At 66.6% G+C, this 26,652-nt stretch carries 25 protein-coding genes; 23 read left to right on the top strand and 2 right to left on the bottom strand.

Features of this window, described 5'->3' with window-relative positions; genetic code table 11:
• The first annotated feature begins 152 nt into the window (after positions 1–152).
• From FGU64_RS13385 to FGU64_RS13365, 5 genes are all read left to right on the top strand, one after another.
• Positions 153–2,084, top strand: coding sequence for a potassium/proton antiporter (locus FGU64_RS13385; RefSeq protein ID WP_139953679.1), 1,932 nt, complete (start codon positions 153–155; stop codon positions 2,082–2,084).
• An 83-nt stretch (positions 2,085–2,167) separates the two neighbouring features.
• On the top strand, positions 2,168–3,364 hold the full coding sequence (locus FGU64_RS13380; protein ID WP_139953678.1) for a phosphoglycerate kinase: 1,197 nt from the start codon (positions 2,168–2,170) through the stop codon (positions 3,362–3,364).
• 147 nt (positions 3,365–3,511) lie between these two features.
• Entirely contained in the window at positions 3,512–4,405 is an 894-nt protein-coding gene (locus FGU64_RS13375; protein WP_139953677.1) for a fructose bisphosphate aldolase, read from the top strand.
• A gap of 143 nt (positions 4,406–4,548) precedes the next feature.
• Positions 4,549–5,283: a thioredoxin family protein gene (locus tag FGU64_RS13370; protein ID WP_139953676.1), complete on the top strand. Its 735-nt coding sequence runs from the start codon at positions 4,549–4,551 to the stop codon at positions 5,281–5,283.
• An 86-nt stretch (positions 5,284–5,369) separates the two neighbouring features.
• Positions 5,370–6,092, top strand: a complete 723-nt coding sequence (locus FGU64_RS13365; protein ID WP_139953675.1) for an SGNH/GDSL hydrolase family protein — start codon at positions 5,370–5,372, stop codon at positions 6,090–6,092.
• Between the two features lie 6 nt (positions 6,093–6,098).
• Here the strand turns inward: FGU64_RS13365 and FGU64_RS23315 are convergent, their stop codons facing one another.
• Entirely contained in the window at positions 6,099–6,260 is a 162-nt protein-coding gene (locus FGU64_RS23315; RefSeq protein ID WP_168734497.1) for a hypothetical protein, read from the bottom strand.
• A gap of 187 nt (positions 6,261–6,447) precedes the next feature.
• Between FGU64_RS23315 and FGU64_RS13360 the strand changes: the two genes are divergently transcribed.
• The 4 genes from FGU64_RS13360 to FGU64_RS13345 are packed head-to-tail and all read left to right on the top strand — an operon-like array spanning position 6,448 to position 10,336.
• The gene (locus FGU64_RS13360; protein WP_139953674.1) at positions 6,448–7,551 is read left to right on the top strand and encodes an ABC transporter ATP-binding protein; all 1,104 of its coding nucleotides are present in this window, start codon (positions 6,448–6,450) and stop codon (positions 7,549–7,551) included.
• Between the two features lie 2 nt (positions 7,552–7,553).
• Positions 7,554–8,477 (top strand): ABC transporter permease, encoded by a 924-nt coding sequence (locus FGU64_RS13355; RefSeq protein ID WP_136356801.1) that lies wholly within the window; start codon positions 7,554–7,556, stop codon positions 8,475–8,477.
• A complete protein-coding gene (locus FGU64_RS13350; protein WP_136356803.1) occupies positions 8,470–9,273 on the top strand; it encodes an ABC transporter permease in 804 nt (267 codons plus the stop codon). The genes FGU64_RS13355 and FGU64_RS13350 overlap by 8 nt, the downstream gene beginning before the upstream one ends.
• A gap of 28 nt (positions 9,274–9,301) precedes the next feature.
• Entirely contained in the window at positions 9,302–10,336 is a 1,035-nt protein-coding gene (locus FGU64_RS13345; protein ID WP_139953673.1) for an extracellular solute-binding protein, read from the top strand.
• 51 nt (positions 10,337–10,387) lie between these two features.
• Here FGU64_RS13345 and FGU64_RS13340 read toward each other — a convergent pair whose 3' ends face one another.
• Positions 10,388–11,497 (bottom strand): LacI family DNA-binding transcriptional regulator, encoded by a 1,110-nt coding sequence (locus FGU64_RS13340; RefSeq protein WP_180375530.1) that lies wholly within the window; start codon positions 11,495–11,497, stop codon positions 10,388–10,390.
• A 514-nt stretch (positions 11,498–12,011) separates the two neighbouring features.
• On the opposite strand from FGU64_RS13340, the gene FGU64_RS13335 reads away from it, so the two are divergent.
• From FGU64_RS13335 to FGU64_RS13270, 14 genes are all read left to right on the top strand, one after another.
• Complete coding sequence (locus FGU64_RS13335) at positions 12,012–12,974, top strand: sugar-binding protein (RefSeq protein WP_139953672.1); 963 nt, start codon at positions 12,012–12,014, stop codon at positions 12,972–12,974.
• A 106-nt stretch (positions 12,975–13,080) separates the two neighbouring features.
• A complete protein-coding gene (locus tag FGU64_RS13330; RefSeq protein ID WP_139953671.1) occupies positions 13,081–14,655 on the top strand; it encodes a sugar ABC transporter ATP-binding protein in 1,575 nt (524 codons plus the stop codon).
• Positions 14,656–14,726: 71 nt separating this feature from the next.
• The gene (locus FGU64_RS13325; RefSeq protein WP_139953670.1) at positions 14,727–15,704 is read left to right on the top strand and encodes an ABC transporter permease; all 978 of its coding nucleotides are present in this window, start codon (positions 14,727–14,729) and stop codon (positions 15,702–15,704) included.
• A gap of 144 nt (positions 15,705–15,848) precedes the next feature.
• Positions 15,849–17,123, top strand: coding sequence for an MFS transporter (locus tag FGU64_RS13320; protein WP_139955384.1), 1,275 nt, complete (start codon positions 15,849–15,851; stop codon positions 17,121–17,123).
• Positions 17,124–17,291: 168 nt separating this feature from the next.
• Entirely contained in the window at positions 17,292–17,669 is a 378-nt protein-coding gene (rsfS, locus tag FGU64_RS13315; RefSeq protein WP_136356813.1) for a ribosome silencing factor, read from the top strand.
• A 15-nt stretch (positions 17,670–17,684) separates the two neighbouring features.
• Positions 17,685–18,167: a 23S rRNA (pseudouridine(1915)-N(3))-methyltransferase RlmH gene (gene rlmH / locus FGU64_RS13310; RefSeq protein ID WP_139953669.1), complete on the top strand. Its 483-nt coding sequence runs from the start codon at positions 17,685–17,687 to the stop codon at positions 18,165–18,167.
• Between the two features lie 139 nt (positions 18,168–18,306).
• Entirely contained in the window at positions 18,307–19,629 is a 1,323-nt protein-coding gene (locus tag FGU64_RS13305) for a murein hydrolase activator EnvC (RefSeq protein ID WP_246671115.1), read from the top strand.
• Positions 19,630–19,633: 4 nt separating this feature from the next.
• Positions 19,634–20,956, top strand: coding sequence for a S41 family peptidase (locus tag FGU64_RS13300; RefSeq protein ID WP_136356817.1), 1,323 nt, complete (start codon positions 19,634–19,636; stop codon positions 20,954–20,956).
• Positions 20,957–21,082: 126 nt separating this feature from the next.
• Positions 21,083–22,246: a divergent polysaccharide deacetylase family protein gene (locus FGU64_RS13295; RefSeq protein WP_139953668.1), complete on the top strand. Its 1,164-nt coding sequence runs from the start codon at positions 21,083–21,085 to the stop codon at positions 22,244–22,246.
• Positions 22,247–22,277: 31 nt separating this feature from the next.
• A complete protein-coding gene (locus tag FGU64_RS13290; RefSeq protein ID WP_139953667.1) occupies positions 22,278–22,805 on the top strand; it encodes an RNA pyrophosphohydrolase in 528 nt (175 codons plus the stop codon).
• A 183-nt stretch (positions 22,806–22,988) separates the two neighbouring features.
• On the top strand, positions 22,989–24,122 hold the full coding sequence (gene alr / locus FGU64_RS13285) for an alanine racemase (protein WP_246671114.1): 1,134 nt from the start codon (positions 22,989–22,991) through the stop codon (positions 24,120–24,122).
• A 282-nt stretch (positions 24,123–24,404) separates the two neighbouring features.
• Positions 24,405–24,818 carry a nucleoside diphosphate kinase regulator gene (gene rnk / locus FGU64_RS13280; RefSeq protein ID WP_139953665.1) on the top strand — a complete coding sequence of 138 codons (414 nt, stop codon included), beginning with the start codon at positions 24,405–24,407 and terminating at the stop codon, positions 24,816–24,818.
• Positions 24,818–25,369 (top strand): nucleoside-diphosphate kinase, encoded by a 552-nt coding sequence (locus tag FGU64_RS13275; protein ID WP_139953664.1) that lies wholly within the window; start codon positions 24,818–24,820, stop codon positions 25,367–25,369. The genes rnk and FGU64_RS13275 overlap by 1 nt, the downstream gene beginning before the upstream one ends.
• A gap of 24 nt (positions 25,370–25,393) precedes the next feature.
• Positions 25,394–26,647, top strand: coding sequence for a D-amino acid dehydrogenase (locus FGU64_RS13270; protein ID WP_139953663.1), 1,254 nt, complete (start codon positions 25,394–25,396; stop codon positions 26,645–26,647).
• Positions 26,648–26,652: the final 5 nt, after the last annotated feature.

Raw genomic sequence — 26,652 nt, 5'->3', positions numbered from 1 at the left:
CCCGGCAATTTGCCGGGCGTTTTCGTTTGTGTTCCCTGCAAAAAATCCGGCGTTCGGAAACAAAAAACATAACGTCGCCTTGCACTGGCCACGCCTTCGCCCCACTCTGAAGTAAATCCACAAGCGCAGATTTCGGAGGGGGCCCATAGCGCATGGAACATGCGATCTATCTCGTCACGCTGGTTGGCACCGGCCTGGTCGTCGCCGCCGCGTTTTCGAGCCTGATCGCCTTCCGTTTCGGCGCCCCGCTGCTGCTTCTGTTCCTCTGCATCGGCCTGGCGTCGGGCAGCGACGGCCTCGGCATCGAGTTCGACAACGCCCGCTTCGCCTATTTTGCCGGCTCGCTGGCGCTGGCGGTCATCCTGTTCGATTCGGGCTTCGGCACGCCGCTCAAGGTGATGAAGCAGGCGGCGGGGCCGGCGCTGTCGCTGGCGACCGTCGGCGTCGTGCTCACCACCGGCATCTTCGGCGTCGCCGCCTTCTACCTGCTCCATCTCGGCTGGCTGGAGAGCTTCCTGCTCGGCGCCTCGGTCGCCTCCACCGACGCGGCGGCCGTGTTCTTCCTGCTGCGCGCCGGCGAGATCAACCTGCGCGAGCGCGTCCGTTCCATCCTCGAAGTCGAATCCGGCACCAACGACCCGATCGCCATCTTCCTCACCATCACGTTGGTCGAGGTGATCGCCGCCGGCGCCAACCCGGAAGCCAAGGTATTGGTCACCGACCTGATCCTCGGCTTCTTCGTCTCGATGGGGCTCGGCGCCGTCGTCGGCCTGCTCGGTGGCATGGGAATCGTCAGGCTGGTCGAGCGGCTGCAGCTCGATTCCGGCCTGCTGCCGATCTTCGTCATCACCCTGTCGCTGATGGTGTTCGCCGCGGCCGGCGCCATCGGCGGTTCCGGCTTCCTCGCCGTCTATCTCGCGGGCATGGTCGCCGGCAATTCCGACATCCGCGCCGTCACCGTGCTGAAGCGCTTCCAGGACGGCATATCCTGGCTGGCGCAGATCATCATGTTCCTGATCCTCGGCCTGTTCGCCACGCCCTCGCAGTTTCCCGAGCTGCTTTTGCCTGCGGTGGCGCTGGGGCTCATCCTGATGTTCGTCGCCCGCCCGCTCGCCGTCTGGCTCTGTCTCATGCCCTTCCGCCTGCCGCGACCGGAAGTCGCCTTCGTGTCGTGGGTGGGCCTGCGCGGCGCCGTCTCCATCCTGCTTGCGATCACGCCGCTGCTCGGCGGGCTGGAGCACGGACGGCTGATCTTCAATTCCGCCTTCATCATCGTGCTGGTGTCGCTGGTGGTGCAGGGCTGGACGGTCGGGCCGCTGGCGCGGCGCCTCGGCCTCATCGTGCCGGCCCGCATCGGCCCGCTCGACAAGGTTCAGCTCGAACTGCCGGGCGCCGCCCGCCACGAACTGCTCGCCTACAGGATCGTGCCTGGCAGCCCGGTGGCGCGGGGCGAACGCATTCCGCGCTGGGCACGACCCTCGCTGGTGGTGCGCGAGGGGCGCGCCATGCGCTTCCAGGACGTCGGCCGGGTGACGGCCGGTGACTATGTCTACATCTTCGTGCCCGACCGCTATCCGCAACTGCTCGACAAGCTGTTCGCCAGCCGGGCGGCGGTCGATCCGGAGGACGCCGATTTCTTCGGCGCCTTCGCCGTCGATCCGGCACGGCCGGCGGCGGAACTGGACAGCGCCTATTCCGTCGGCCTCGGCGAGGAGGACCGCAAGCTGACGGTCGCGGCGCTGGTGCTCGAACGGCTGGGCGGCAAGGCAGAGTATGCCGACCGCGTCTCCATCGGCCCGGTCGAGCTGATCGTGCGCGACGTCGACGACAAGGGCCGGATCACGGCGCTCGGCCTCTCCTTCGAGCCGACCGCGCCGGTGGCGCGCGTGCCGGTCTTCCTCAGCGCCGGCGAGATCCGGGACCGGCTGAAAGCCTGGCTTGCCGCGCGCAGGCAGCTGAAGGCGGCTGCGTCTGACAAGGCGCCGCCGGGACCGGCACGCGAGGCGGCGCCGGAGCGGCCCCAGCCGTCCAACGACGATGCGCCGGAAGACCCGTCCGACACGCCGCTGGGCACCGCCGCCTGAGCGATTTTCGTCAACCGCCGGACACGATCTTGCATCGTGCGCGGGGCCTTGTATGGTCCGGCGGCTTTCAGGAAGGATCGGAAATGGCTGGTTTCAAGACATTGGACGACATCGGCGCCATCGCCGGCAAGCGCGTTCTGGTGCGCGTCGATCTGAACGTGCCCGTCGCCGACGGCAAGGTCAGCGACACGACCCGCATCGAGCGCATCGTGCCGACCCTCGACGAACTGTCGAAGAAGGGCGCCAAGGTCATCCTGCTGGCGCATTTCGGCCGGCCGAAGGGCGCGCCGTCGCCGGAATTCTCGCTCGATCCCATCGTCAACGCCGTCGAGGCCATTGTCGGCAGGCCGGTCGCCTTCGCCGCCGACTGCATCGGCAAGGAGGCCGCCGACGCCGTGGCGAAGATGAAGAACGGCGATATCCTGCTGCTGGAGAACACCCGCTTCCACAAGGGCGAGGAAAAGAACGATCCCGATTTCAGCAAGGCGCTGGCCGCCAACGGCGACCTCTACGTCAACGACGCCTTCTCGGCCGCGCACCGGGCGCACGCCTCGACCGAAGGGTTAGCGCACCTTCTGCCGGCCTTCGCCGGTCGCACCATGCAGGCCGAACTGGAGGCGCTGGAAAAGGGCCTCGGCAATCCGGTCAAGCCGGTCGTCGCCATCGTCGGCGGCGCCAAGGTGTCGACCAAGATCGACCTGTTGATGAACCTCGTGAGACAAGTCGACGCGCTGGTCATCGGCGGCGGCATGGCCAACACGTTCCTGGCCGCGCGCGGCACCGATGTCGGCAAGTCGCTGTGCGAGCACGATCTCGCCGGCACCGCCAAGCAGATCATGATCGAGGCGGCCGAAGCGGGCTGCGCCCTCATCCTGCCTGTCGACGGCGTGGTGGCGCGCGAGTTCAAGGCGGGCGCGGCGAGCGAGACGGTCGCCATCGCCGAGGTGCCGGCCGACGCCATGATCCTCGATGTCGGGCCGAAGACCGTCGAGGCGGTCAACCAGTGGATCGACCGCGCCGCCACCCTGGTCTGGAACGGTCCGCTCGGCGCCTTCGAGATCGCGCCCTTCGACGCCGCGACGGTTGCCGCGGCGAAGCACGCGGCGGCTCGCACGAAAGCGGGCAAGCTGGTGTCGGTCGCCGGCGGCGGCGACACGGTGGCGGCGCTGAACCATGCCGGCGTGGCCGACGACTTCACCTATGTGTCGACCGCTGGTGGCGCCTTCCTCGAATGGATGGAAGGCAAGCCGCTGCCGGGCGTGGACGTGCTGAAGGCCTAGCGGCGATGTTCATCTTGCCGGTCGCAGGGCAGGATGAAACACTTCCACATCGCAAGTGATATCATTCAATCGATTCAAGGTTTTTGCTGGCATTCCATCGAAAATTTTCTTCTGTTAAGCGCCAGACAGACAATGCGGGAGAACGAGATGAACAAGGACATGGCCGCGCAGGCCGCACACAAGGACGGTTTCATTGCGGCGCTCGACCAGTCGGGCGGCTCGACGCCGAAGGCGCTCAAGCTCTATGGCATCGACCAGAGCGCCTGGTCGAGCGACGCCGAGATGTTCGACCTCGTCCACCAGATGCGCACGCGCATCATCAAGGCGCCCGCCTTCACAGGCGACAAGATCATGGGCGCGATCCTGTTTGAGCAGACGATGGACCGCGACATCGACGGCATCCCGACCGCGCAGTACCTTTGGGAAAAGCGCCACGTCGTGCCCTTCCTGAAGATCGACAAGGGCCTGGCCGACGAGAAGGACGGCGTCAAGCTGATGAAGCCGATGCCGGACCTCGACGCGCTCTTGAAGCGTGCCGTCGCCAAGGGAATCTTCGGCACCAAGGAACGTTCGGTCATCGACGCGGCGAACCGACAAGGCATCGCGGCGATCGTCGCCCAGCAGTTCGAGGTCGGCCGGCAGGTGCTGTCGCATGGTCTCGTGCCGATCATCGAGCCGGAAGTCACGATCTCGATCCCCGACAAGGCGGAAGCCGAGGACATCCTGCTCGGCGAGATCAAGAAGCATCTCGACGAGGTGCCGGCCGGTAAGCAGGTCATGCTGAAGCTGACGCTGCCGACGAAACCGAACCTCTACAAGCCGCTGATCGACGATCCGCGCGTCATGCGCGTGGTCGCGCTGTCGGGCGGCTATTCCCGCGACGAGGCGAACGACAAGCTCAGGCACAATGTCGGCATGATCGCCTCCTTCTCGCGCGCGCTGACCGAGGGGTTGACTGCGCAGCAGAGCGACGCCGAGTTCAACGCGGCCTTGGCGTCGGCGATCGACAGCATTTTCGACGCCTCCAGCGTGAAGGCATAGCCGCTCGCGCCGACGAGCGAATGCAGCATGACGAAGCCGGGCCTTGCGCCCGGCTTTTTCTTTTCCAGCATCCCGAATTTTTTCGTTCCATTGTCGCAAATCGCCCTTCCCGAACGTCATGACGACAAAGGAAGGAGTTTTCGATGTCGAAGAACAAGATCGTTCCCCAATCCGAATGGTTCGCCGCACACAAGGAGCATCTCAAGCGCGAGAAGGAACTGGCGCGCCTGCGCGATAGGATCGCCGCCGAGCGGCGCGCCCTGCCGTGGCTGAAAATCCGCAAGGACTATGTGTTCGAGACGGAACGCGGTCCCGAATATCTGGCCGACCTGTTCAAGGGCCGCAGCCAGCTCATCGTCTACCATTTCATGTTTCCGCCCGGTGCCGACTACCGCTGTGAGGGCTGCTCACTGCTGGCCGACCATATCGACGGCGCCGAGCAGCACCTGAGGCACAACGACGTGTCGCTGGTCGTTGCGGCGCGCGCGCCGCTGGCCGAACTCCTGCCCTACAAGCGGCGCATGGGCTGGAAGTTCGACTGGGTGTCGTCCTATGCCAGCGACTTCAACTTCGACTTGCAGGTGTCTTTCACCGCCGGGCAGATCGCCGAGGGCGAGACGGTCTACAATTTCGAGAAGAAGGCGTTCACCTCGCGCGACCTGCCGGGCGCCAGCGTTTTCTTCAGGGACGACCAGGGCAATATCTTCCTCACCTTCACGACGCGGGCGCGCGGCGGCGAACCGCTGATCACCGCCTACGACTATCTCGACATGGTGCCCAAGGGCCGCAACGAGGATGGTCGCGGCATGATGGCCTGGGTGCGGCTGCACGACGAGTACGAGGACGACAGCGGCTCCGGCGAAAGCTGCTGCCACTGAGGCCGGGTGCGGTCGCGACTGCGGTTCACCTCGGCGCGGCGATGGGGTAAGGCTGCGGCGTTCTCCGCAACGGACGCGCCGCCCTCATGTCTCGCCTCGCCGCCGCGCTCACCTGGCTCGCCTTTCCCGTCTATGCCTGGCAGGGGCTTGGCGTGCGCCGCCGCACGGCGCGCATGCTGCCGGCTGAAGGTCCGGTGATGCATGCGCTCGCCGGCGCCGAACCGATGCTTGCGCTTCTGGTGCTGGGCGATTCCTCCGCCGCCTCGGTCGGCATCGATCGCACCGAGGAAGGTCTTGCCAGCCATCTCGCCCAACTTCTCAACGAGCGGACCGGACGTGCCGTGCGCTGGCGCGCCGCCGGCTTCAATTCGGCGACGTCGGGCCAGATCCGCGATTTCGTCCTGCCCAATCTGGCGCCCGAACCATGGACGCACATCGTGCTTGCCATCGGCACCAACGACACCAAGAATTTCCATTCCGCGCCGCGCTTCAAGAAGGACTTCGGCGGGCTTCTCTACGCGCTCAGGGCCAAGTGGCCCGAGGCGCGCTTGGTGTGGTCGCCGGTGTTGGAATTCACCCGCGCGCCGGCGATGCCCGGCCTGCTCGGCAAAATCCTCGAAGTCCGCGCTCAGGAAATGAACCGCATGGGCGCGCGCCTGTGCAACGAACGCGGTGCGGTGCCTGTGCCGCGCCTGCCGATCACCGATCCGCAGGCGGGGTTTTCCGATGACGGCTTCCATGCCTCGGCCGCCGGCTACCGTGCCTGGGCCGAGCACCTGGCGCCGCTCGTCCTCGGCGACGGTTTCTGAGCCGAATCAGGTCCAGTGGCTGAGCGCCGCCGTCAGCGAGATCGCCGCCAGCGCCAGCACCGCCAGTTTCCAGAAATCGGCACGCCGCCTGAGGCCGGGCAGGCCGAGCGGCTTGAAAAGATGGACCACCATCATGGCGAGGATCAGGACGGCGAAGACTTTCGACATGCCCCGTCTTTGAGCAGCGCCGCGCCGAACTGTCAAAGCCCCGCCGTCTTCGATGCGTCCGGCCGGAGCATGGACATGCCTGCAAATGCGCGTCGTCATTTTGATCGGCCCGGTTGCCAAGCTCCGCCGCTTGTGGTGACAATCGGGAGAGGGAACAGGATCCGCCGGCAAGAGCGGGCCCGCAGCAATGGGGTGGAGTGTGCCCGACAGGAATGCCATCGAAATCCGCGGCGTCCGCAAGGTCTTCGGTGCAGGGGAAAATGCGGTCGTGGCGCTGGACACCGTGTCCGTTCCCATCCGCGAGAACGAGTTCTTCACGCTTCTGGGCCCGTCCGGCTGCGGCAAGACCACGCTGCTGCGCCTGATCGCCGGCTTCGACTATCCGAGCGCCGGCGAGATCCTGCTCTACGGCGACGACATCGCGCCGCTGCCGCCCTTCAAGCGGCCGGTCAACACCGTCTTCCAGTCCTATGCGCTGTTTCCGCACATGACGGTGGCCGAGAACATCGGCTTCGGGCTGGAGATGCTGGACAGGCCGAAGGCCGAGGTGAAGGCGCGCGTCGCCGAGATGCTGAAGCTGGTGCGCATGGAACAGCTCGCCAACCGCCGCACCAGCCAGATTTCCGGCGGCCAGCAGCAGCGCGTGGCGCTGGCCCGCGCGCTGGCGCCGCAGCCCAAGGTGCTTCTGCTCGACGAACCGCTTTCGGCGCTGGACTACAAGCTGCGCAAGGACATGCAGATCGAGCTGAAGCGGCTGCAGGGCGAGACGGGCATCACCTTCATCTTCGTCACCCATGACCAGGAGGAAGCGCTGACCATGTCCGACCGCATCGCGGTGATGTCGGCGGGCAAAATTCTACAGGTCGGCGCACCGCGCGACATCTACGACCGCCCGGCCGAGCGCTTCGTCGCCGACTTCATCGGCGAGAGCAATTTCCTCAAGGGAGAAATCGCCGGCACGGCAGGCGGGCGTGCGACGGTGAGGCTGTCGTCGGGCGCCGAAATCCCCGCCTCGCTGCCGGAGGGCTTTTCGCCGAGCGGCGCGGTGACGATCGTCGTGCGCCCCGAGCATGCGCAGCTCGCCGCCGCGAACGGTGACGCCTCGCTCAGCGGGACGGTGGAAAACGTCGTCTATCTCGGCACGGATACGCATTTCCACCTGCGGCTCGACGACGGTTCGCCCTTCATCGTGCGGCGGCAGAACAGCCGTGGCGGCGGCGAGGGACTGACGCAGGGCAGCCGCGCCGGGGTGCTGATCGGCGCCGACGCCGCGCAGGTCCTGAAGGACTGACGATGGCGAGCGCCGAGGAAATCGCCCGAGCCGCAGACCGCAAGGACATACGCGACCGCTGGCTGCTTTCGGCACCGGCGCTCATCATCATCTTCGTCGCCGCGATCGGCCCGCTGTTCGTCATGCTGGCCTATTCCTTCATGGTGAAAGGCGACTACGGCGATGTCAAATTCGGCACCTTTTCGCTGGACGGCTGGACCTCGGTGCTGTTCGAGCGCGACATCTTCGACGACACGCTCGGCCTCGCCGACGCCCATCTGACGATCCTGTGGCGGTCGGTCCGGCTGTCCTTCTACACCACCGTGCTGACGCTGATCTTCGGCTTCCCGACTGCCTATTTCATCTCCACCCGGCCGCCGAAGACGCGCGAGGTCTGGGTCTTCCTCGTCACCATCCCGTTCTGGACGAACCTTTTGATCCGCACCTTCGCCATGCAGCAGGTGATCCGCAACGAGGGGCTGGTCAACACCGCGCTGATCCAGCTCGGCATCCTCGACCGGCCGTTGCAGATCATGAACACGGATACCGCCATCCTGCTCGGCATGGTCTACGTCTACCTGCCGCTGATGGTGCTGCCGCTTTATGCCTCGATGGAAAAACTGGACTTCCGCCTGATCGAGGCAGGCTACGACCTCTATGCCTCGCGCTGGCAGGTGCTGCGGCGCATCATCCTGCCGCTGGTCAAGCCCGGCGTCATCGCCGGCTCGATCCTCGTCTTCATCCCGTCGCTCGGCGCCTACGTCATCCCGCGCGTGCTCGGCGGCGGCAAGAACATGATGCTGGGCAACCTGATCGAATTGCAGTTCGGCGCCGGCCGCAACTGGCCGCTGGGCGCCGCCATTTCTATAACGCTGATGGCGCTGGTGATGGTGGCGCTGCTGTTCTACGTGCGCAACGTCTCTCGCTCGGAGGCCGGCCATGGCTAAAAGGCCCTTCGACATCCGCGCGCAGCCCGGCTTCGGCTTCGTGGCGTTGCTGACCTTCTTCGCGCTTTACCTGCCGATCGCCGCACTCGTCGCCTATTCGTTCAACGCGGCGGATTCGCTGTCGCGCTGGGACGGGCTGTCGCTGCGCTGGTTCATTTCCGCCTGGCAGAACTCGACCGTGCAGGACGCGTCGATCCGTTCGCTGGTGCTGGCGGTGTGGGCCGCTGCCCTGTCGACCGTCGTGGCCACCATGGCCGCGCTGGCGACGACGCGCACGCCGCCCTATCCGGGCCTGACCTTCAAATATGCGTTCATCAACCAGCCGCTGATGGTGCCCGAGATCGTCACCGCCGTGGCGCTCCTGATCGTGTTCTCGCGCATCAAGGTGTGGACCGGCTATTCCGGCCTCGGCTACCTCGTCCTCGCCCACACGGCCTTCTGCATCCCGTTCGCCTATCTGCCGATCCGGGCGCGGCTGGAAGGCATGGACCTGAAGCTGGAACAGGCGGCGGCCGACCTCTACGCGAACCCCTGGCGGACGTTCCGCCATGTGACGCTGCCGCTGCTAAGGCCGGCGATCATCGCCGGTTTCATGCTCGCCTTCGTCATCTCACTCGACGACGTGGTCATCACCGAATTCGTCAAGTCGGGCGGGCAGGACACGCTGCCGACCTACATGCTCGGCCAGCTGCGGCGCGAGACGACGCCGGAGATCAACGCCATCGCCACGGTGTTCCTGGCCCTGTCGGTCCTGCTCGTCACCGTGTTCTTCTTCGTCAACCGGCGCAAGCCATGAACAATCGCAACACAATGGGAGACCGAAAATGAGATGGAAGACCACCGCCCTTGCGGCGACGCTCGCGGCGTTCGCCTTCACCGGCACTGCCGCCGCGGACGGCGAACTCAACATCTTCAACTGGGGTGACTACACCAGCCCCGACCTGATCAAGAAGTTCGAGGAAAAATACAACGTCAAGGTGACGATCACCGACTACGATTCCAACGACACCGCGCTCGCCAAGGTGCGCGCCGGCGGCCACGGCTTCGACATCGTCGTGCCTTCGGCCAACTACGTGCCGATCTGGGTGAAGGAAGGCCTGCTGCTCGAGGCCCGCCCCGACCAGATGGAGAACTTCAAGAACGTCGACGAGCGCTGGGTCAACGTGCCGTGGGACGAAGGCCGCCACTACACCGTGCCGTGGCAGTGGGGCCTGACGGGCATCGGCGTCAACACCAAGGTCTATGGCGGCGACATCAACACCTCGGCGATCTGGCTCGATCCGCCGAAGGAACTGGTCGGCAAGATCAACGTCGCGCCGGAAATGAACGACGTGCTGTTCGCCACCATCAAGTATTTCGGCGGCGACTGGTGCACGCAGGACAAGGAACTGCTCAAGAAGGTGCGCGACAAGCTGGTCGAGGCGAAGCCGAAATGGCTGGCCATGGACTACAGCGTGGTGGAGAAGCTGCCGGCGGGCGACTATGCGGGCGTCTACTACTGGAACGGCGCCATCATGCGCTCGCGCATCAAGAACCCCGATATCAAGTTCGGCTATCCGAAGGAGGGCTTCCCCTATTTCATGGACAGCGTGGCCATCCTGAAGGACGCCAAGAACGTCGACAACGCCAAATTGTTCATGAACTTCATCATGGAGCCGGACAATGCGGCGCTGATATCGGCCTTCGCCAAATACGCCAACGGCATCAAGGGCTCGAAGGAGTTCATGCCGAAGGAAATGCAGGACGCGCCGGAACTCGTCGTGCCGCCCGAGTTCGAGAAGGCGGGCGAGTTCCTCGCCACCTGCGAACCCGACGTGCAGCAGCTCTATACGCGCATCTGGACCGACCTGCAGAAGTAGACGTCTTTGACGGGAGCCCGGCGAGCCGGGCTCCCTGTCGTTCGTCCGGTGTTAGCCTTTCCGCTTCGGCGGGGCGGCTACAGACTGGCGTTCGACCAGCGGGCATTCCAGCTTGACGATCGGATGCCGGCCGCCGGCGGCGGGCGGCGTTTCCAGTTGTTCGATCGCCCATTGTCCCATGGCAAAGTGCGGCAGGATCGACGTCGTCAGCGGCGGGAACAGGTGGCGTGCGATCTCCTCGTCGTCATAGCCGATGACGGACATATCCTGTGGGATGTGCAGGCCGGCTTCCTTCAGCGCCTCGTAGCAGCCGATCGCCGTGCGGTCGTTCTGGCAGAAGATGGCGGTCGGGCGCTCCTTCAGCGCCAGCAGCCTGACGGTCGCGGCATAGCCGGCGCTGGCCGACCAGTCGCCCTCGATCACCAGATCGGGATCGAAAGGGATGTCGGCGGTGGCGAGCGCCCGGCGATAGCCCTTCAAGCGGTCCTGCGCGGCCTGCATCCACGGCTCGCCGGTGATGGTGGCGATGCGGCGGTGGCCGTGGCCGATCAAGTGGCGCGTCGCCGTCTGGCCGCCGGCGATCTCGCTCGGCACCACGGCGGGGAAGGCGTAGTCGGCCGTGTGGCAGTTGAGCAGCACGACCGGGATGTCGAGCTCGTAGAGGAAGGCGGGGGCGTCGATCTCGCGGGTGAAGATGGTCATGTAGATCAGGCCCGAGAGGCGCTGCGCCTTCAGGGCCTCGACGGCGCGCGGCTCCATCACCGGATCGTTCATCGTCTGCGTCACCAGCACCACGTTGCCGGCGTTCCATGACGCCTGGCGCGCGCCTTCGATGGCGACGACGGCTTCCGGGCTGGTGGCGAGCTGGTCGACCATGAAGCCGATAACGCCGTCGAGCATCGTGGCAGTGGAGGATTGCCGGCTGGTATTGGCGGCGGGCAGGCGATAGCCGAGGCTGCGGGCCGCTTCCGTCACGCGCTCGCGCGTCTGCGGCGACAGCTTTATGCCGGGCGTGTTGTTGAGCACGAAGGACACCGTCGCCTGCGAGCAGCCGGCGGCCCTGGCGATGTCGGTCATCGTCACGCGTCCGCCTGCGGCCTTCACGCGACCCGCCTTGCGGCGGCCCGGCGCGGTTGCGGCAGGACTGTCCGGATCGTTCATGGCGTCGTCACCCCTCGTCGTGGCGTCTTTAGCGCAGCCCTGTGCGGCGCGACAAGAGCCGGAAGCGGTTTCGATTTATAGAAAATCGACGTTATAAATGCACCTTCGAAGCTGCTTTTCTGTCGCCAGGAGGCCGTGTAATCCTTTGTGTGCAAGGATTTCCATGGTTGCGGAGGAACGTCTTGTTCCAGGCCGACGGCACAAAATTTCCCTGTGATTACTAATTATATTTACTAATATCAATTCAACAGGTAGTGTCAATCTCATCGCGGCAGCAGGGCCGGGCGGGCGGAGGCGTCGCCGCTTGCGGGAGGTGTCGGGCACAAATGGGAACGCATGAGGTGATCCACTATTTGTCTGACAAATACCTTTACTCGCGAGAGGCGCCGTTTTACGCTGCGGCACTTGCAAGGCAGGGTCCGGACCATCACGGGCCCGCGGGAGGAAGCATCGAGGCTGCGAACTGAAAACGGGTCAGCGACGTGCGCTGAATGAAACAGGGAGGTTATCGAGCATGAAATCCATTCTGTGCAGCACCGCAGTCGCCATCGGCGCCCTGCTGGTCGGTCTGTCGGCCACGACAATGGCGTCGGCGCAGGACAAGCCGACGCTGGCCTTCGTCGTCAACGGCGCCTCCGATTTCTGGAAGGCGGCCGAAGCCGGCGTCAAGAAGGCGCAGGGCGAGCTGCCCGACTTCAACATGGAGCTGAAATATCCCGAGCAGGCTTCGGTCGCCATCCAGCAGCGGCTGATGGATGATCTCGTCACCGCCGGCGTCAAGGCGATCATGGTCTCGGCCGTCGATCCCAAGACCTCGACCGAGGGGCTGAACAAGATCGCTTCTGAGACGGCGCTGTTCACCACCGACAGCGACGCGCCGCAGACCAACCGCGTCGCCTATATCGGCTCCTCAAACGTCGACGCCGGCAAGCAGGCGGCCGAGATCGCCAAGAAGGCGATGCCGGACGGCGGCAAGTGCATGGGCTTCGTCGGCCTGCTCGGCGCCGACAACGCCAAGGAGCGCATCCAGGGCATGAAGGACGGCCTCGCCGGTTCCAAGATCGAGCTTGTCGACGTGCGCGGCGACGATATCGACCAGACGCGCGCCAAGGCCAATGTCGAGGATGCGCTGGTCGCCAATCCCGACATCACCTGCATGGTCGGCTTCTATTCCTACAACACGCCGCGCATCTACGAGGCGCTGCGCGATTCCGGCAAGCTCGGCCAGATCACCGTCGTCGGCTTCGACGACGACCCGATCACGCTGGGCGGCGTCAAGGAAGGCAACATCGCCGGCACCGTCGTTCAGCAGCCGTTCGAATGGGCCTATCAGGGCATGAAACTGATGGCCGCCTATGTGAAGGGCGACAAGTCCGGCATCCCGGAAAGCAAGCTGATCATCGTGCCGACCAAGATCATCGGCAAGGATGACGTCGACGCCTATGCGGCCAACCTGAAGGCGATGGCCGGCAACTGAGCACGGGCCTGAGCCCTGGTCCGGGGCCCGCAGCCCCGGACCGGTTCCGCCCGTCGTTCGAGCAAGCGGCTTGCGCCATGCTGTCAAACGACGTCAAACTCAAAGCATGCTGAAGGCATCCGATCCTTCCGGGTTGACCGCGCGGGCGCATTTCCTGGCGCTGGACGGCATCCGCAAGACCTATCCCGGCGTGATCGCGCTGGCGGATTTCTCCATGCGCGTGGCGCCCGGCGAAGTGATCGGGCTGGTGGGCGAGAACGGCGCCGGCAAGTCGACGCTGATGAAGATCCTCGGCGGCATCACCGCACCGGATCAGGGCACCATCACCGTCGACGGCGTGCCGCACGACCGGCTGACGGTGGGTTCCAGCATGCGGGCGGGCATCGCCTTCGTGCATCAGGAACTCAACCTGTTCGACAATCTGGACGTCGCCGCCAACGTCTTTCTCGGCCGTGAGCCGCTGCGCGCGGGACCGCTGCGGTTGGTCGACCGGGCAGCCCTTCGCGCCGCCTGCGAACCCTACCTGAAACAGGTCGGCGCCAACTTTTCCGCCGATGCGCCGGTCGCCTCGCTGTCGCTCGCCCAGCAGCAGATGGTCGAGATCGCCAAGGCGCTGTCGATGCAGGCCCGCCTCGTCATCCTCGACGAGCCGACCTCCAGCCTGCCGGTGGCGGAGACCGACAGGCTGCTTTCCGTCATTGCCGGGCTGAAGGCGCAGGGCATCTCGGTCATCTTCATCTCGCACCGGCTGCACGAGATCGAGAGGGCGGCGGACCGGGTTCTGGCGATGCGCGACGGCGCACTGGTCGGAACGCTGGACCGGGACGAGATCGGCCACGACGCCATGGTCAAGCTGATGATCGGCCGGGCGCTGAAGGCGCGCGAGGCGCTGGCGCCGGCGCGAGAACCGGGCGCGGTGGCGCTGTCGGCGCGCGGCGTCCGCACGCCGGCCTATCCGGGATGCCGCGTCGACCTCGACCTGCGCAAGGGCGAGATCCTCGGCCTTGCCGGGCTGGTCGGCTCCGGCCGCACGGAACTGGCGCGCGTCCTGTTCGGTATCGACCGCCGGCTCGGCGGGTCGGTCGCGCTGGATGGCAAGCCGCTGGCACTGTCGGCGGCGAACGACGCCGTCGCCAACGGCATCTTCCTGGTGCCGGAGGACCGCAAGGCGACCGGCATCCTGCTCGACCTGCCGATCGCGCAGAACATTTCGCTGCCGGACCTGCCGCGCCATGCCCGCCGCTACCTCGTCTCGCCACGCAGCGAGGCCGAGACGGCCGAAGCGCAGAAGAAGAACCTCGCCATCAAGGCGCCGTCGGTCGCCACGCTCACCGGCACGCTGTCGGGCGGCAACCAGCAGAAGGTCGTGCTCGCCAAATGGCTGGCGATGAAACCGAAGGTGATGATCCTCGACGAGCCGACACGCGGCATCGACATCGGCGCCAAGGCCGAGATCTATGCGCTGATGCGCGGCCTGGCCGATGCCGGCGTCGCCGTGCTGATGATCTCCAGCGACATGGAGGAAGTGATCGGCGTGTCCGACCGCATCGCCGTCATGCACGAGGGAAACATTTCCGGCTATCTCGACCGCGACGATTTCAGCCAGGAGAACGTGTTGCTGCTGGCGATCGGCAAGCCGGCAGGCAAGGAAAGCGCAGGGGCGGCGTTTCCGGTCGCCTGAGGGGCGGCGCGGGAACGGGCCGCCTTTAGGAGAACAGGCCGCTGTGACGGCGGCGGCGAGGGAGGCTGAGCATGAGCAAGAAGGACCTGGGCCTGCTGATCCTGATCCTTGCGGTCGGCGTCGTCGTGGCCGCCATCAATCCGCGCTTCCTGTTGCCGATCAACCTCGCCAACACCTCCAACCTGATCGGCCTGTTCGGCATCCTGTCGATCGGCCAGGCCTTCGTCATCATCACCGGCGGCATCGAGCTTTCGGTCGGCTCGCTGGTGGCGCTGTTCGGCGTCTTGTTCATCGACCTGATCGCGACGCGCGGCATGGCATGGCCGGTGGCGCTGCCGCTGATCATCGTGCTCGGCGGCGTCGTCGGCCTGGTGCACGGCTGGCTGATCGCCAGGCTGAAACTGCAGCCTTTCGTGGTGACGCTGTGCGGCCTTCTGATCTATCGCGGCGTGGCGCGCTTCTACACCAAGGACGGCACGGCGGGTTTCGCCTTCGGCCAGAATTTCCCGTCGCTGGAGTTCCTGACCGCCGGCCGCTTCCACGGCGTTCCCAACTCCTTCATCGCGCTGATCGTCATTGCCGCGGTGATGTGGATCGTGCTGCACCGCTCGGTGTTCGGCCGCTATCTCTACGCCATCGGCAAGAACGAGGAGGCGGCGAAATATTCGGGCATCCATACCGACCGCATCGTCATTGCCGCCTATGTCATCTGCGGCGTGCTGACGGCGCTGTCGGCGATCTATTTCGCCATGTACACGCGCTCGATCTCGCCGGCCAGCCACGGCCAGTTCTACGAGCTCTACGCCATCGCGGCGGCGGTTCTGGGCGGCTTTTCGCTGCGTGGCGGCGAGGGCTCGCTGGTCGGCGCGGTGCTGGGCACCGTGCTGCTGCAGGAGTTGCAGAACCTCGTCAACCTGCTCGGCATTCCTTCCTCGCTCAACTTCGCCGTCATGGGCGGGGTCATCCTGCTCGGGGTGATGATCGACCAGCAGTGGAGCGCCTTCCGGGCGCAACGGCTGGTGGCGGAGGCGGCACGGCAGTCGCAATAGGGTTGTCCGGCTCTTTTCTGGCGTGGGGCAAGGCGGGCTGCTGGCTGTCGCGCCACGCCCGGCCATGTCGTTTTTACGGCGGCGGCGGCGTGCACGCCAAGGCAATCTCGCGCCATGACCGCAACCGATATCCAGGCCACCGGGATGGATCCGCAAAGTGCTGAGCCGGCGCCTGCCGCGCCGGCACCGCTGGTGGCGATCGCCAGCGTCATCCTGTCGATGGCACTGGTGGCTGTCGGCAACGGGCTGATGTTCGCCTATATCCCCGTCCGGCTCGGCGTCGAGGGCATCGATCCGACCTGGGCCGGGCTGATCGTCACCGGGCTTTCGGGCGGCGGTCTCGCCGGCTGCGTGCTGACCGGGCCGCTGGTGCGGCGCGTCGGCCACGCGCGCGCCTTCATGGTGCTGTCGGCGCTGATCGCGCTGTCCAACACGGCGATCGGCGCCGGCGCCTATCCGCTCGTGTGGCTGGCGGCGCGGGCGCTCTATGGCTTCGCCATCTGCGGCCTGTTCGTGGTGGCGCAGAGCTGGCTCAACGACGCGGTGGAGAACACCATCCGCGGCCGCGTGCTCGCCGCCTTCTACATCGCCTACATAGCCGGCCTCGGCATCGGCTACATGCTGTTGGCGCTGGTCGACATCCACACCGCCGCCGTGCCGCTGATCGGCGTTGCCTTCACCGCGCTGTCGATCCTCCCGGTCGGCCTGACGCGCCTTGCCCAGCCGCCGGCCCCGGTCGCGGCCTCGGTGGCGCTCGGCCGCGCCTGGCGCACCTCGCCCGTCGGGCTTGCCGGCATGCTGGCGGTGGGCGGGCTTTCCATGTCGCTGGCCGGCTTCGCCCCCATCCACGCCACCGCCAAGGGCTACAGCCAGGAGGACGTGGCGCTGCTGATGGCGTCGATGCCGCTCGGCACGCTCATCCTGCAGTTCCCGCTCGGCTGGCTGTCGGACCGCACCGACCGCCGCAAGGTGCTGATCGGCGCGACGCTGCTCGCGGCGGCGGCCGGCCTTTTCGCGCTCGGCTTCGACGGCGGCGCGCTCGGTGCGCTGATCGTCATCTACCTTCTGTGGGACGGCGCGACCGAGACGGTCTATTCGCTGGCCAGCGCGCACGCCGCCGACCGTGCCGACAAGAGCGAGATGGTGGCGCTGTCGTCGTCACTCCTGTTCGCCTGGTCGCTGTCGGGCTTCGTCGTGCCGGCCATCGTCACTGTCTTGTCGGCGTTCTACGGCACGCAGACCTTCATCTACGTCTCGGTCGTGCTGGCGCTCGCCTACGCGCTGTTCGTCGCCTGGCGCACCGTGCGGGCGCGGCCGGTGCCGATGCCCGAGACGGGCTCCTTCCAGCCGATGACGGCGCAGGCGCCGCTGCCGGTGGAGCTGGCCTTCGCCGGCGAGGACGAGCAACGCCAGCCGTGAAAACCCGCGTGCGAACCGAAGATGGACCTTACCTTCGGGCGGCGTCTTGAAACTGCAACGCAACTCTGCCTATCTAAGTGGTGTCGCCTGATTTGCTCAGGTGATTTGGTTGTTCTTGCTGCGAAAGGAAAGACACTGAGAACAGCACTGCGGAAGAAGGCCGACGTCGTGCCTTCGCCGGCCGGGATCAGCGGTTTCGACGCCTCGTCCCGCGCCCTCAACACGGTTCTTGCCAGTCTGGAAGACTCCAAGGCCGAGAACATCGTCCCCATCGACATCCAGGGAAAATCCTCGCTCGGCGACCATATGGTCATCGCGTCGGGCCGTTCCCATCGCCATGTGGCGGCTGTCGCGGACCATCTCCTCAAGGCGCTCAAGGATGCCGGCTTCGGTGCCGCGCGCGTCGAGGGGCTGGCCAGCGCCGACTGGGTGCTGATCGATTCGGGCGACGTCATCGTCCACGTCTTCCGGCCCGAAGTCCGCGACTTCTACAATCTCGAAAAGATGTGGCTGGCGCCGGACCTCGAGGAGGAGACGCTGCACTAGCGTCTCCCGACCGGGATGAAGATCATCGTACATGCCGTGGGCCGGATGAAAGCCGGCCCCGAAAGGGAACTCGCCGACCGCTATTTCGACCGGTTCGGCAAGAGCGGGCCGGCCGTCGGGCTGGATTTCGCCGGCATCGTCGAGACGCCGGAAAGCCGAGCCCAGACCGCAACGGAGCGCAAGCGCGAGGAAGGCCGGGCGCTGCAGGGCCAGCTCCAGGCGGGCGCGGCGCTGATGCTGCTGGACGAGCGCGGCCGTGCCTTCACCTCCGAGGAACTGGCGGGCCGCATCGGCCTGATGCGCGACGACGGCCGCAAGGCGCTGGTGGTCGCCATCGGCGGCGCCGACGGGCATGACCAGTCGCTGCGCGACCAGGCAGAGCTGGTGGTGTCGTTCGGCGCGCTGACCTGGCCGCACCAGCTTGTCCGCGTCATGCTGGGCGAGCAGCTCTACCGGGCGGCGACCATCCTGTCCGGCCATCCCTACCATCGATCCTGATTCGCGCGCGGAAAGCAGCCGGGCCGATTTTCGCCCCATTGTCGATGCAGTTGGGCCGACGCAGTCAGGCGTCGACGCACAGGCCGGCCGAACATGGTTGATGATTCCTTAACGAAGCCCCGCATACAGTCGCCGGTGCATGTCTGAACGGCCCGTCTTCCGCATGGAAATGTCCGGGCGTCGCGGCCTTCTGGCGGCGGCGCTGCTTGCCTTCGCCTGCATCGGTCCGGCCGGCACCGCTCGGGCCGAGGACGCCGCGACCGATCCGGACCGCAGCCGCGCCGAATACGAGCAGGTTTCGCACGAGATCACCCTGTCGGCCGAACGCATGGCCAAGCTCGCCGCCGACGTGGCGACGGTGAAGAAGGATCACGCCTCGGTGACGGCGGCGCTGATCCAGTCGGCCAAGACCGAGCAGAAGCTCGGCCAGGACATCGAGGACATCGGCTCGAAGCTGGAAGGGCTGAAGGACCAGGAAAAGACCATCCGGGGCTCCCTGAATGCGCGCCGCGACGTGCTGGCCGAGGTGCTGGGCGCGCTCCAGCGCATGGGCCTGAACCCGCCGCCGGCGATCCTGGTCAAGCCGGAGGACGCGCTGTCGTCGGTGCGCAGCGCCATCCTGCTCGGCGCGGTGGTGCCGGAGCTGCGCCAGCAGACCGACGTGCTGATGGCGGAGCTGAAGGAACTGACGCGGGTCAGCACCTCGATCGAGGCCGAGCGGGCCCGGCTGACGGCGGCGGTGGCCGACCAGGTAGCCGAGAAGGAGCGGCTGACGATGCTGCTGCAGGTCAAGCGCAAGGTGCAGGCCGAGACCGAGCAGGCGCTGGCCGACGAGCAGAAGAAGTCGCAGGCGCTCGCCGAAAAGGCGGCCAGCCTGAAGGACCTCATCGCCTCGCTGCAAAGCGAGGCGCAAAAGCGCGACGCCGAGGCGAAAGCGGCCGCCAAGGCGGCGGCCCAGGACGACAAGGACGACGCGGTCGCCTCGCTGTCCTTGCCGGAAGCGAATCAGCTTGTCCAGCCGGTGCCTTTCCGGGCGCTGCAAGGGCAGATGGCGCTGCCGGTGATCGGCACGTTCAAGCGCCGCTTCGGCGCCGACGACGGCAACGGCGGCGTGATGCAGGGCGACATGGTTGCGACACAATCGGGCGCCATCGTCACCGCGCCGGCGGATGGGAATGTGCTTTATGCAGGGCCGTTTCGCTCCTATGGCCAACTCTTGATCCTCAATGCCGGCGGCGGCTATCATGTCGTGCTGGCGGGAATGAGCAAATTGAACGTCGCGTCGGGTCAGTCCGTGCTCGCGGGTGAGCCGATCGGCGCGATGGGCGAGGCGAGGGTGGCGAGCACCGCGGCCCGGCCGGATGGAAATGTCGTGCCGGAACTCTATGTGGAGTTCCGCAAGGATGGAAAACCCGTCGATCCGGCCCCGTGGTGGGCGGACCGTCTTTCTGGAAGGACCTGAAACGATGCGGAAACTGTCGCTCTTGCTTGCCGGCGCGCTTATGGGCGCGTCAGCCATGAGCCTCGTCTACGGTGCGCCCGGCTCGACGGCGAACGCGGCCGGCTCCGAAACCTACAAGCAGCTTGCCATCTTCGGCGACATCTTCGAGCGGGTGAGGGCGCAATACGTAACCCCGCCGGACGACAAGTCGCTGGTCGAGAACGCCATCAACGGCATGCTGACCTCGCTCGATCCGCATTCCTCCTACATGAACGCCGAGGAAGCGCAGGACATGCGCGTGCAGACCAAGGGTGAGTTCGGCGGGCTCGGCATCGAGGTGACGATGGAAAACAACCTCGTCAAGGTCATCACCCCGATCGACGACACGCCCGCCGCCAAGGCCGGCGTGCTGGCCGGCGACTACATCGCCAAGATCGACGGCACCGACGTCAACGGCATGACGCTCAACGACGCCGTCGACAAGATGCGCGGCAAGGTCGGCGACCCGATCAAGCTCACCATCCTGCGCCAGGGGGCCGACAAGCCGATCGAGGTGACGGTGGTGCGCGACATCATCAAGGTCAAGGCGGTCAAGTACCGGGTCGAGAACGACGTCGGCTACATGAAGATCACCTCCTTCACCGAGAAGACCTACGACGACCTGCAGGACGCCATCGACCACATCAAGAAAGAGGTGCCGAAGGACAAGCTGAAGGGCTACGTGCTCGACCTCAGGCTCAATCCGGGTGGCCTGCTCGACCAGGCGGTCAGCGTTTCCGACACCTTCCTCGACCGCGGCGAGATCGTCTCGACGCGCGGCCGCGACCCGAAGGACGTGACGCGCTTCGACGCGCGCGCCGGCGACGACATCGACGGCAAGCCGCTGGTGGTCCTCATCAACGGCGGTTCGGCCAGCGCTTCGGAGATCGTCGCAGGCGCCTTGCAGGACCTGAAGCGGGCGACGGTCGTCGGCACCCAGTCCTTCGGCAAGGGCTCGGTGCAGACCATCATTCCGCTCGGCGAGAACGGTGCGCTGAGGCTGACGACGGCGCTCTATTACACGCCGTCCGGCAAGTCGATCCAGGGCAAGGGCATCACGCCCGACATCAAGGTCGACCAGCCGGTGCCGGCCGAATTGCAGGGTCGCGACCTGACGCGCGGCGAATCGGACCTGAAGGGTCACATCAAAGGCGCCGACGAGAGCGACCAGGGCTCCGGCTCGGCCGCCTACGTGCCGCCGGACCCGAAGGACGACCTGCAGCTCAAATACGCCGAGGAGTTGCTGCGCGGGCAGAAGACCGATCCGGCCTTCCCGCCCAATCCGGACAAGGCGGTGATGAACCAGTAAGTCCGCTCCCCGTCCGCGCGGCCGGCCAAAACTCTGGCCGCAGGAGCGGAGCAATGCCATCCTGCCGGGGCCGCGAGGTTCCGGCAGTTTGATTCGGGGCTGGATTCTGCGGCAGGGGTTTGCGGGTTGGCTGAACTGGGCAAGGAGATCGAGCGTCCGCTTGGGCAGGGGCTGAAGCCCCGCCGTGAGCCGGGCCGGCGCTTCGGCGCGGGCCAGGTCGCCGCCCTGCTCGTCGCCGTAGCTCTTGTCGGCATCTCGGGCGTGATCGCGCTCAGGAAGCAGCCGTTCCGCAATCCGGCGACGGTGGCGGTGACGACGCCGGCTCCGGTGGAGGCCGCGCCGGCACAGCCGGTCGCGGTGCAACCGAAAGCCGAACCGGCGTCGCCGAAGAAGGACGGACCGCAGATCATCCACGTGCAGCCGACCGAGACCGGCGGTCCGGCCGGCATCGTCGTGCGCGATCCCTCGGCGCTGACGCAGAACCTCGCCGTCGCCCATGTGCCCGACCAGGCGCTGATCGAACTAGCCGAGAGCGGCCCGCTGCCGGTGCGCGCGGCCGACGGACGGCGACCTTTCGACGTCTATGCCCGGCCGTGGTCGGGCGCGCGCGGCGCCAAGGTGGCGATCGTCATCGGAGGCCTCGCCGTGTCGCAGACCGGCACGCAAGCGGCGATCGCGCGGCTGACGGGCGAGGTGACGCTGGCCTTCGCGCCGCAGGGCAATTCCATCGGCCGCTGGATGCAGGAAGCACGCCGCACCGGCCACGAGATCATGATGCAGGTGCCGCTGGAGCCGTTCGACTTTCCCAACGTCAATCCCGGCCGCAACACGCTGACCGTCGATGCGTCACCGGACGAGAATCTGAAAAGGCTGCGCTGGGCGCTGGCGCGCACCACCAACTACACCGGCGTGATGAACTATATGGGCGCGCGCTTCTCGGCCGATCAGGCAGCGCTTGCGCCGGTGATGGCTGAGCTGGCCAAGCGCGGCCTCGGCTATCTCGACGACGGCTCGTCGGCGCGCAGCCTCGCCCCGCAACTGGCGGCGGCCGACCGCGTGCCGCTGGCGGTGGGCGACACCGTCATCGACGACGTGCAGGATCGCGGCGCCATCCTGAAGAAGCTCGATCAGCTCGAAGCGACCGCGCGTGCCAAGGGCTTTGCGCTGGGCACCGGCTCGGCCTTCGACGTGACGGTGGATGCCGTCGCCTCCTGGGTCGGCGAGGCGAAGCGGCGCGGCATCGAGATCGTGCCGTTCTCGGCCGTCGCCGCCGATCCCGAGAATCAGTAAGACTGGTCTCCCCAAAACGGAAAGAAGTCCGATGTCCGGCAAGACGAAAAAGCCCGTCGATCCCGAAAGCCTGCCCTACCGCCCCTGCGTCGGCGTGATGGTGCTCAACGCCGGCGGGCTGGTGTGGGTGGGCAGGCGCATCGCAGAGCCCGACAGCGAGTTCTCCGGCACCACGCAGCTCTGGCAGATGCCGCAGGGCGGCATCGACAAGGGCGAAGAACCGCTCGCAGCGGCAAAGCGCGAGATTTTCGAGGAAACCGGCATGCAGAGCCTGACGCTGCTTGCCGAAGCGGCGGACTGGATCGACTACGACCTGCCGCGCCATCTGGTCGGCGTCGCCTTCAAGGGCAAATATCGCGGCCAGACGCAGAAATGGTTCGCCTTCCGCTTCCATGGCGATGCGGACGAAATCCGCATCAATCCACCACCGGGAGGCCATACGGCCGAATTCGACGAATGGGGTTGGAGGCCGATGGCCGACCTGCCCGACCTGATCGTGCCGTTCAAGCGCGCCGTCTACGAACAGGTGGTCGCGGCGTTCCGGCACCTCGCCGGCTGAGCGTCGGCGAACCGGGCCGGCGCATAAAGCCGGGCGGTCGCGGTTCCGTGCGATCTTGCTTGCAAACGCCGTGTTTCCTTGACGGAGCCTCCCGGAAAGCGGAGGCTTTCGCGAGGATCGTGCGCGGCATCCGTGTTATCTCTTGAAGGGCGTTGCCTCATGAGCAACGGTTTGGAGACTGACGTGGACGGGATTGTCGAGCGATTGAACGAGGCGGACGGGCCGGATCTTGTGACCGCCGGCGCGGTGCTGACGATCGACCTTGGCGCGGTGCGCGAGAACTACCGGCGGCTGAAGACGCGGCTCGGCAGCACGCGCTGCGCCGGCGTGGTGAAGGCCGACGGCTACGGCCTCGGCGCCGCCGTGATCGCGCGTGCCCTGCAGAAGGAAGGCTGCGACAGCTTCTTCGTCGCCAATGCCAGCGAGGGCATCGATCTGCGCGCCGCGCTCGGGACCGGACCGGCGATCCATGTCCTCAACGGCCTGCCGCCGGGCGCCGAGGGCGAAGCGGCGGCGGCCGGCCTGATCCCGGTCGCCAACAGTACCGACCAGCTCGCCGCATGGCGCGCCACCGCGCGGCGGCTCGGCCGCAAGCTGCCCGTCGCCGTGCAGGTGGACAGCGGCATGTCGCGGCTCGGCATGCCCCCGGTGGAGGTCGAGGCGGTAGCGGCCGATGCCGAAGCATTCACAGGTCTGGACCTTGTCCTGGTGATGAGCCATCTCGCCTGCGCCGACGAACCGGACCATGCGGCCAACCGCGCCCAGCTTGCCGCATTTGAGCGGTTGCGCCGGCTGCTGCCGGCAGCCCCCGCCTCGCTCGCCAATTCTTCCGGCATCTTCCTCGGGCCTGAGTGGCATTTCGACCTGGCCCGTCCGGGCGCGGCGCTCTACGGCATCAACCCGACGCCGGATGTCGACAATCCGATGCACCCGGTGGTGCGGCTGGAGGCCAAGGTCATCCAGACACGCACGATCGGCGCGGGCGTCGGCATCGGCTATGGCCACACGGCAATCGCCGACAGTCCGCTTCGCGTGGCGACCATTTCGCTGGGTTACGCCGACGGCTGGCGCCGCCGCGCCGCCGCTTTCGCGCATTTCAAGGACGTGCGGCTCCCCTTCATCGGCCGGGTGTCGATGGATTCCATCATCCTCGACGTCTCTGACCTGCCGGAAGGTGGCCTCGAGGCGGGCGACATGGTGGAGATGATCGGGCCTTCGCAGACGCTGGACGAGGTAGCCCGCTATTCCGGCACCATCGCCTACGAGGTGCTGACCAGCCTCGGCCATCGCTTCCATCGCCGCTATCTCGGCACATGAGACAAGAGGGCCGTGGCCGGCCAGCTTGACAAACCGCGCCCCGTCACCCACGTTCGGATCATGAACAGACACGCCAACAGCACCTTTTTCAGGGTCTGCCCCATCGCGGGAGCGTAGCCCCGGCACGGCCGTGCGTGGCTGTATGAACCGGGGCGTCTTTTCTTTCCATCCATAACCGAAACGGTCCGCAAGACGGATCGCCATCGACGTCGCAGGCAACCCGGATCGCCCCGGCCGCGCGTCGATCCTTCCCATGTCACAACGCAATCAAAGGAGTTCGACATGCAACATGCCATCAAGGAAAGGCCGCCGCCGAAGATCGTCGTCAGCGAGGCCGACTACAACCGCCTGACCGGCCTGGCGGAAGCAGCGCTCGAGCGCGTGCCGGCCGCTGCCGGCCTGCTCGCCGGAATGGATCGCGCCGTCGTCACCACGCCGGGCAGGCTGCCCGCGGACGTGGTACGAATGGGGTCTTCCGTCACGCTGGAAGGCCATGAGGGGCCGCAGCAGATCGTGCTCGTCTATCCGGCCGAGGCCGACATCGCCGCCGGGCGGATCTCGGTGCTGACGCCGCTGGGCGCTGCGCTGATCGGCACCAGGGCCGGCCAGTCCATCACCTGGTCGACGCGTGACGGGCGTCGGCTTGCGGCGCATATCGCCGCCGTAGCCCTGCCGTCCGAGCAGGAGAGGGTGTGATGAGCGCGCATGGCCGTTGCTGCCTCACCGCCAAGGATTACTCCATCCTCGAGGTCATGCTGGAGCGGCGGCGCGGCTTCGGCGACGCCATCGTGCCGGCGCTGGAGCGCAAGCTTGCCGACGCGCGCGTCGTGCTGGTCGACGGCGTCGATCCGGGCGTGGCGACGCTGAACAGCCGGGTGCTGTTCCGTGTCGGCGATGCGCCGGCGCAGACGCGCACGCTGATCCAGCAGGAAGTGCGCGGCATGGTCGGCCTCGGCCTGCCGGTGACGACGCCGCTCGGCCTTGCCCTGCTCGGGCTCAGCGAAGGCGAGACGGTGCTGTTCGAGCGGCCCGGCGTGCGGCCGGAGCGGATCGTGCTCGACAAGGTACTTTACCAGCCCGAGGCGGCCCGACGCTCCCGGCATGTCCTGCCGAAGGCGGCCGAGAGCCGTCGCCTGGTACTGGTCCACAACGCCGGTGACGATTGGCAACCGCCGGAGAACCCCCTTGGCGGCCCTGCCAAAATCCGGCACAGAGGGGGCGACGACGACGGTCCTTCGGCCGCCTGACGGGGTTTCCAAGGGGAATTGATCATGAAAGTTCTGGTGCTGGGCAGCGGCGTCATCGGCGTCACGTCGGCATGGTATCTGGCTGAGGCCGGCCATGAGGTGACGGTGATCGATCGCCAGCCGGGCCCGGCGCTGGAAACCAGCTTCGCCAATGCCGGCGAGGTTTCGCCCGGCTACTCCTCGCCCTGGGCCGGCCCCGGCGTGCCGGTCAAGGCGGTGAAGTGGCTGCTGATGAAATACGGCCCGCTGATCATCCGCCCGGCGCTCGACCCGCATATGTGGAGCTGGGTCTTCAAGATGCTGCGCAACTGCACGGCCGAGCGCTATGCGGTGAACAAGTCGCGCATGGTGCCGATCGCTGAATACAGCCGCGACGTGCTGAAGGCGCTTCGGGCTTCCACCAACATCGCCTATGACGACCGCGCCAAGGGCACGCTTCAGCTTTTCCGCAAGCAGTACCAGCTCGACGGTATCGGCGGCGACGTCGAGGTGCTGAAGCAGTACGGCGTTCCCTTCAACGTGCTCGACCAGGACGGCTGCATCGCCGCCGAACCGGGGCTCGGCGCCGTGCGCGAAAAGTTCGTCGGCGGCCTGCAACTGCCGGGCGACGAGACGGGCGACTGCCAGATGTTCACCACGCGGCTGGCCGAGATCGCGACGGCCGCCGGCGTCAAGTTCGAGTACGGGGTCACGGTAAAGGCGATCAACACAGACAAGGGACGTGTCACCGGCGTTTCCACCAGCGCCGGCGAGAAGACGGCGGACACCTATGTCATGGCGATGGGCAGCTATTCGCCGGTCTGGATGCGCAAGCTCGGCCAGCCGATCCCCGTCTATCCGATCAAGGGCTATTCGATCACCGTGCCGATCGTGAACGCCAAGGCCGCACCCGAATCGACGGTGATGGACGAAACCTACAAGATCGCCATCACGCGGCTCGGCGACCGCATCCGCGTCGGCGGCACGGCGGCCATCGCCGGCTACGACCTGTCCTTGCAGCAGGGACGGCGCGAGGCGCTGGAGCACTCCGTCGGCGACCTGTTCCCCGGCGCCGGCGATCTCGGCGCGGCGACCTTTTGGACCGGCCTGCGCCCCATGACGCCGGACGGGCCGCCGATCATCGGCGCCTCGAAATATTCCAACCTCTATCTCAACACCGGCCACGGCACGCTCGGCTGGACGATGGCGTGCGGATCGGGCCGCGTGCTGGCCGACATCATCTCCGGCCGCAAGCCGGACGTCGACGCCGGTGCGCTGTCGGTCAGCCGCTACAACTGAGGCCG

The sequence above is a fragment of the Mesorhizobium sp. 8 genome (genome assembly GCF_006351905.1).
GTDB lineage: Bacteria > Pseudomonadota > Alphaproteobacteria > Rhizobiales > Rhizobiaceae > Mesorhizobium > Mesorhizobium composti.
Note: the sequence above shows the minus strand (reverse complement) of the source record. Positions and strands in the feature narration are given on the sequence as shown.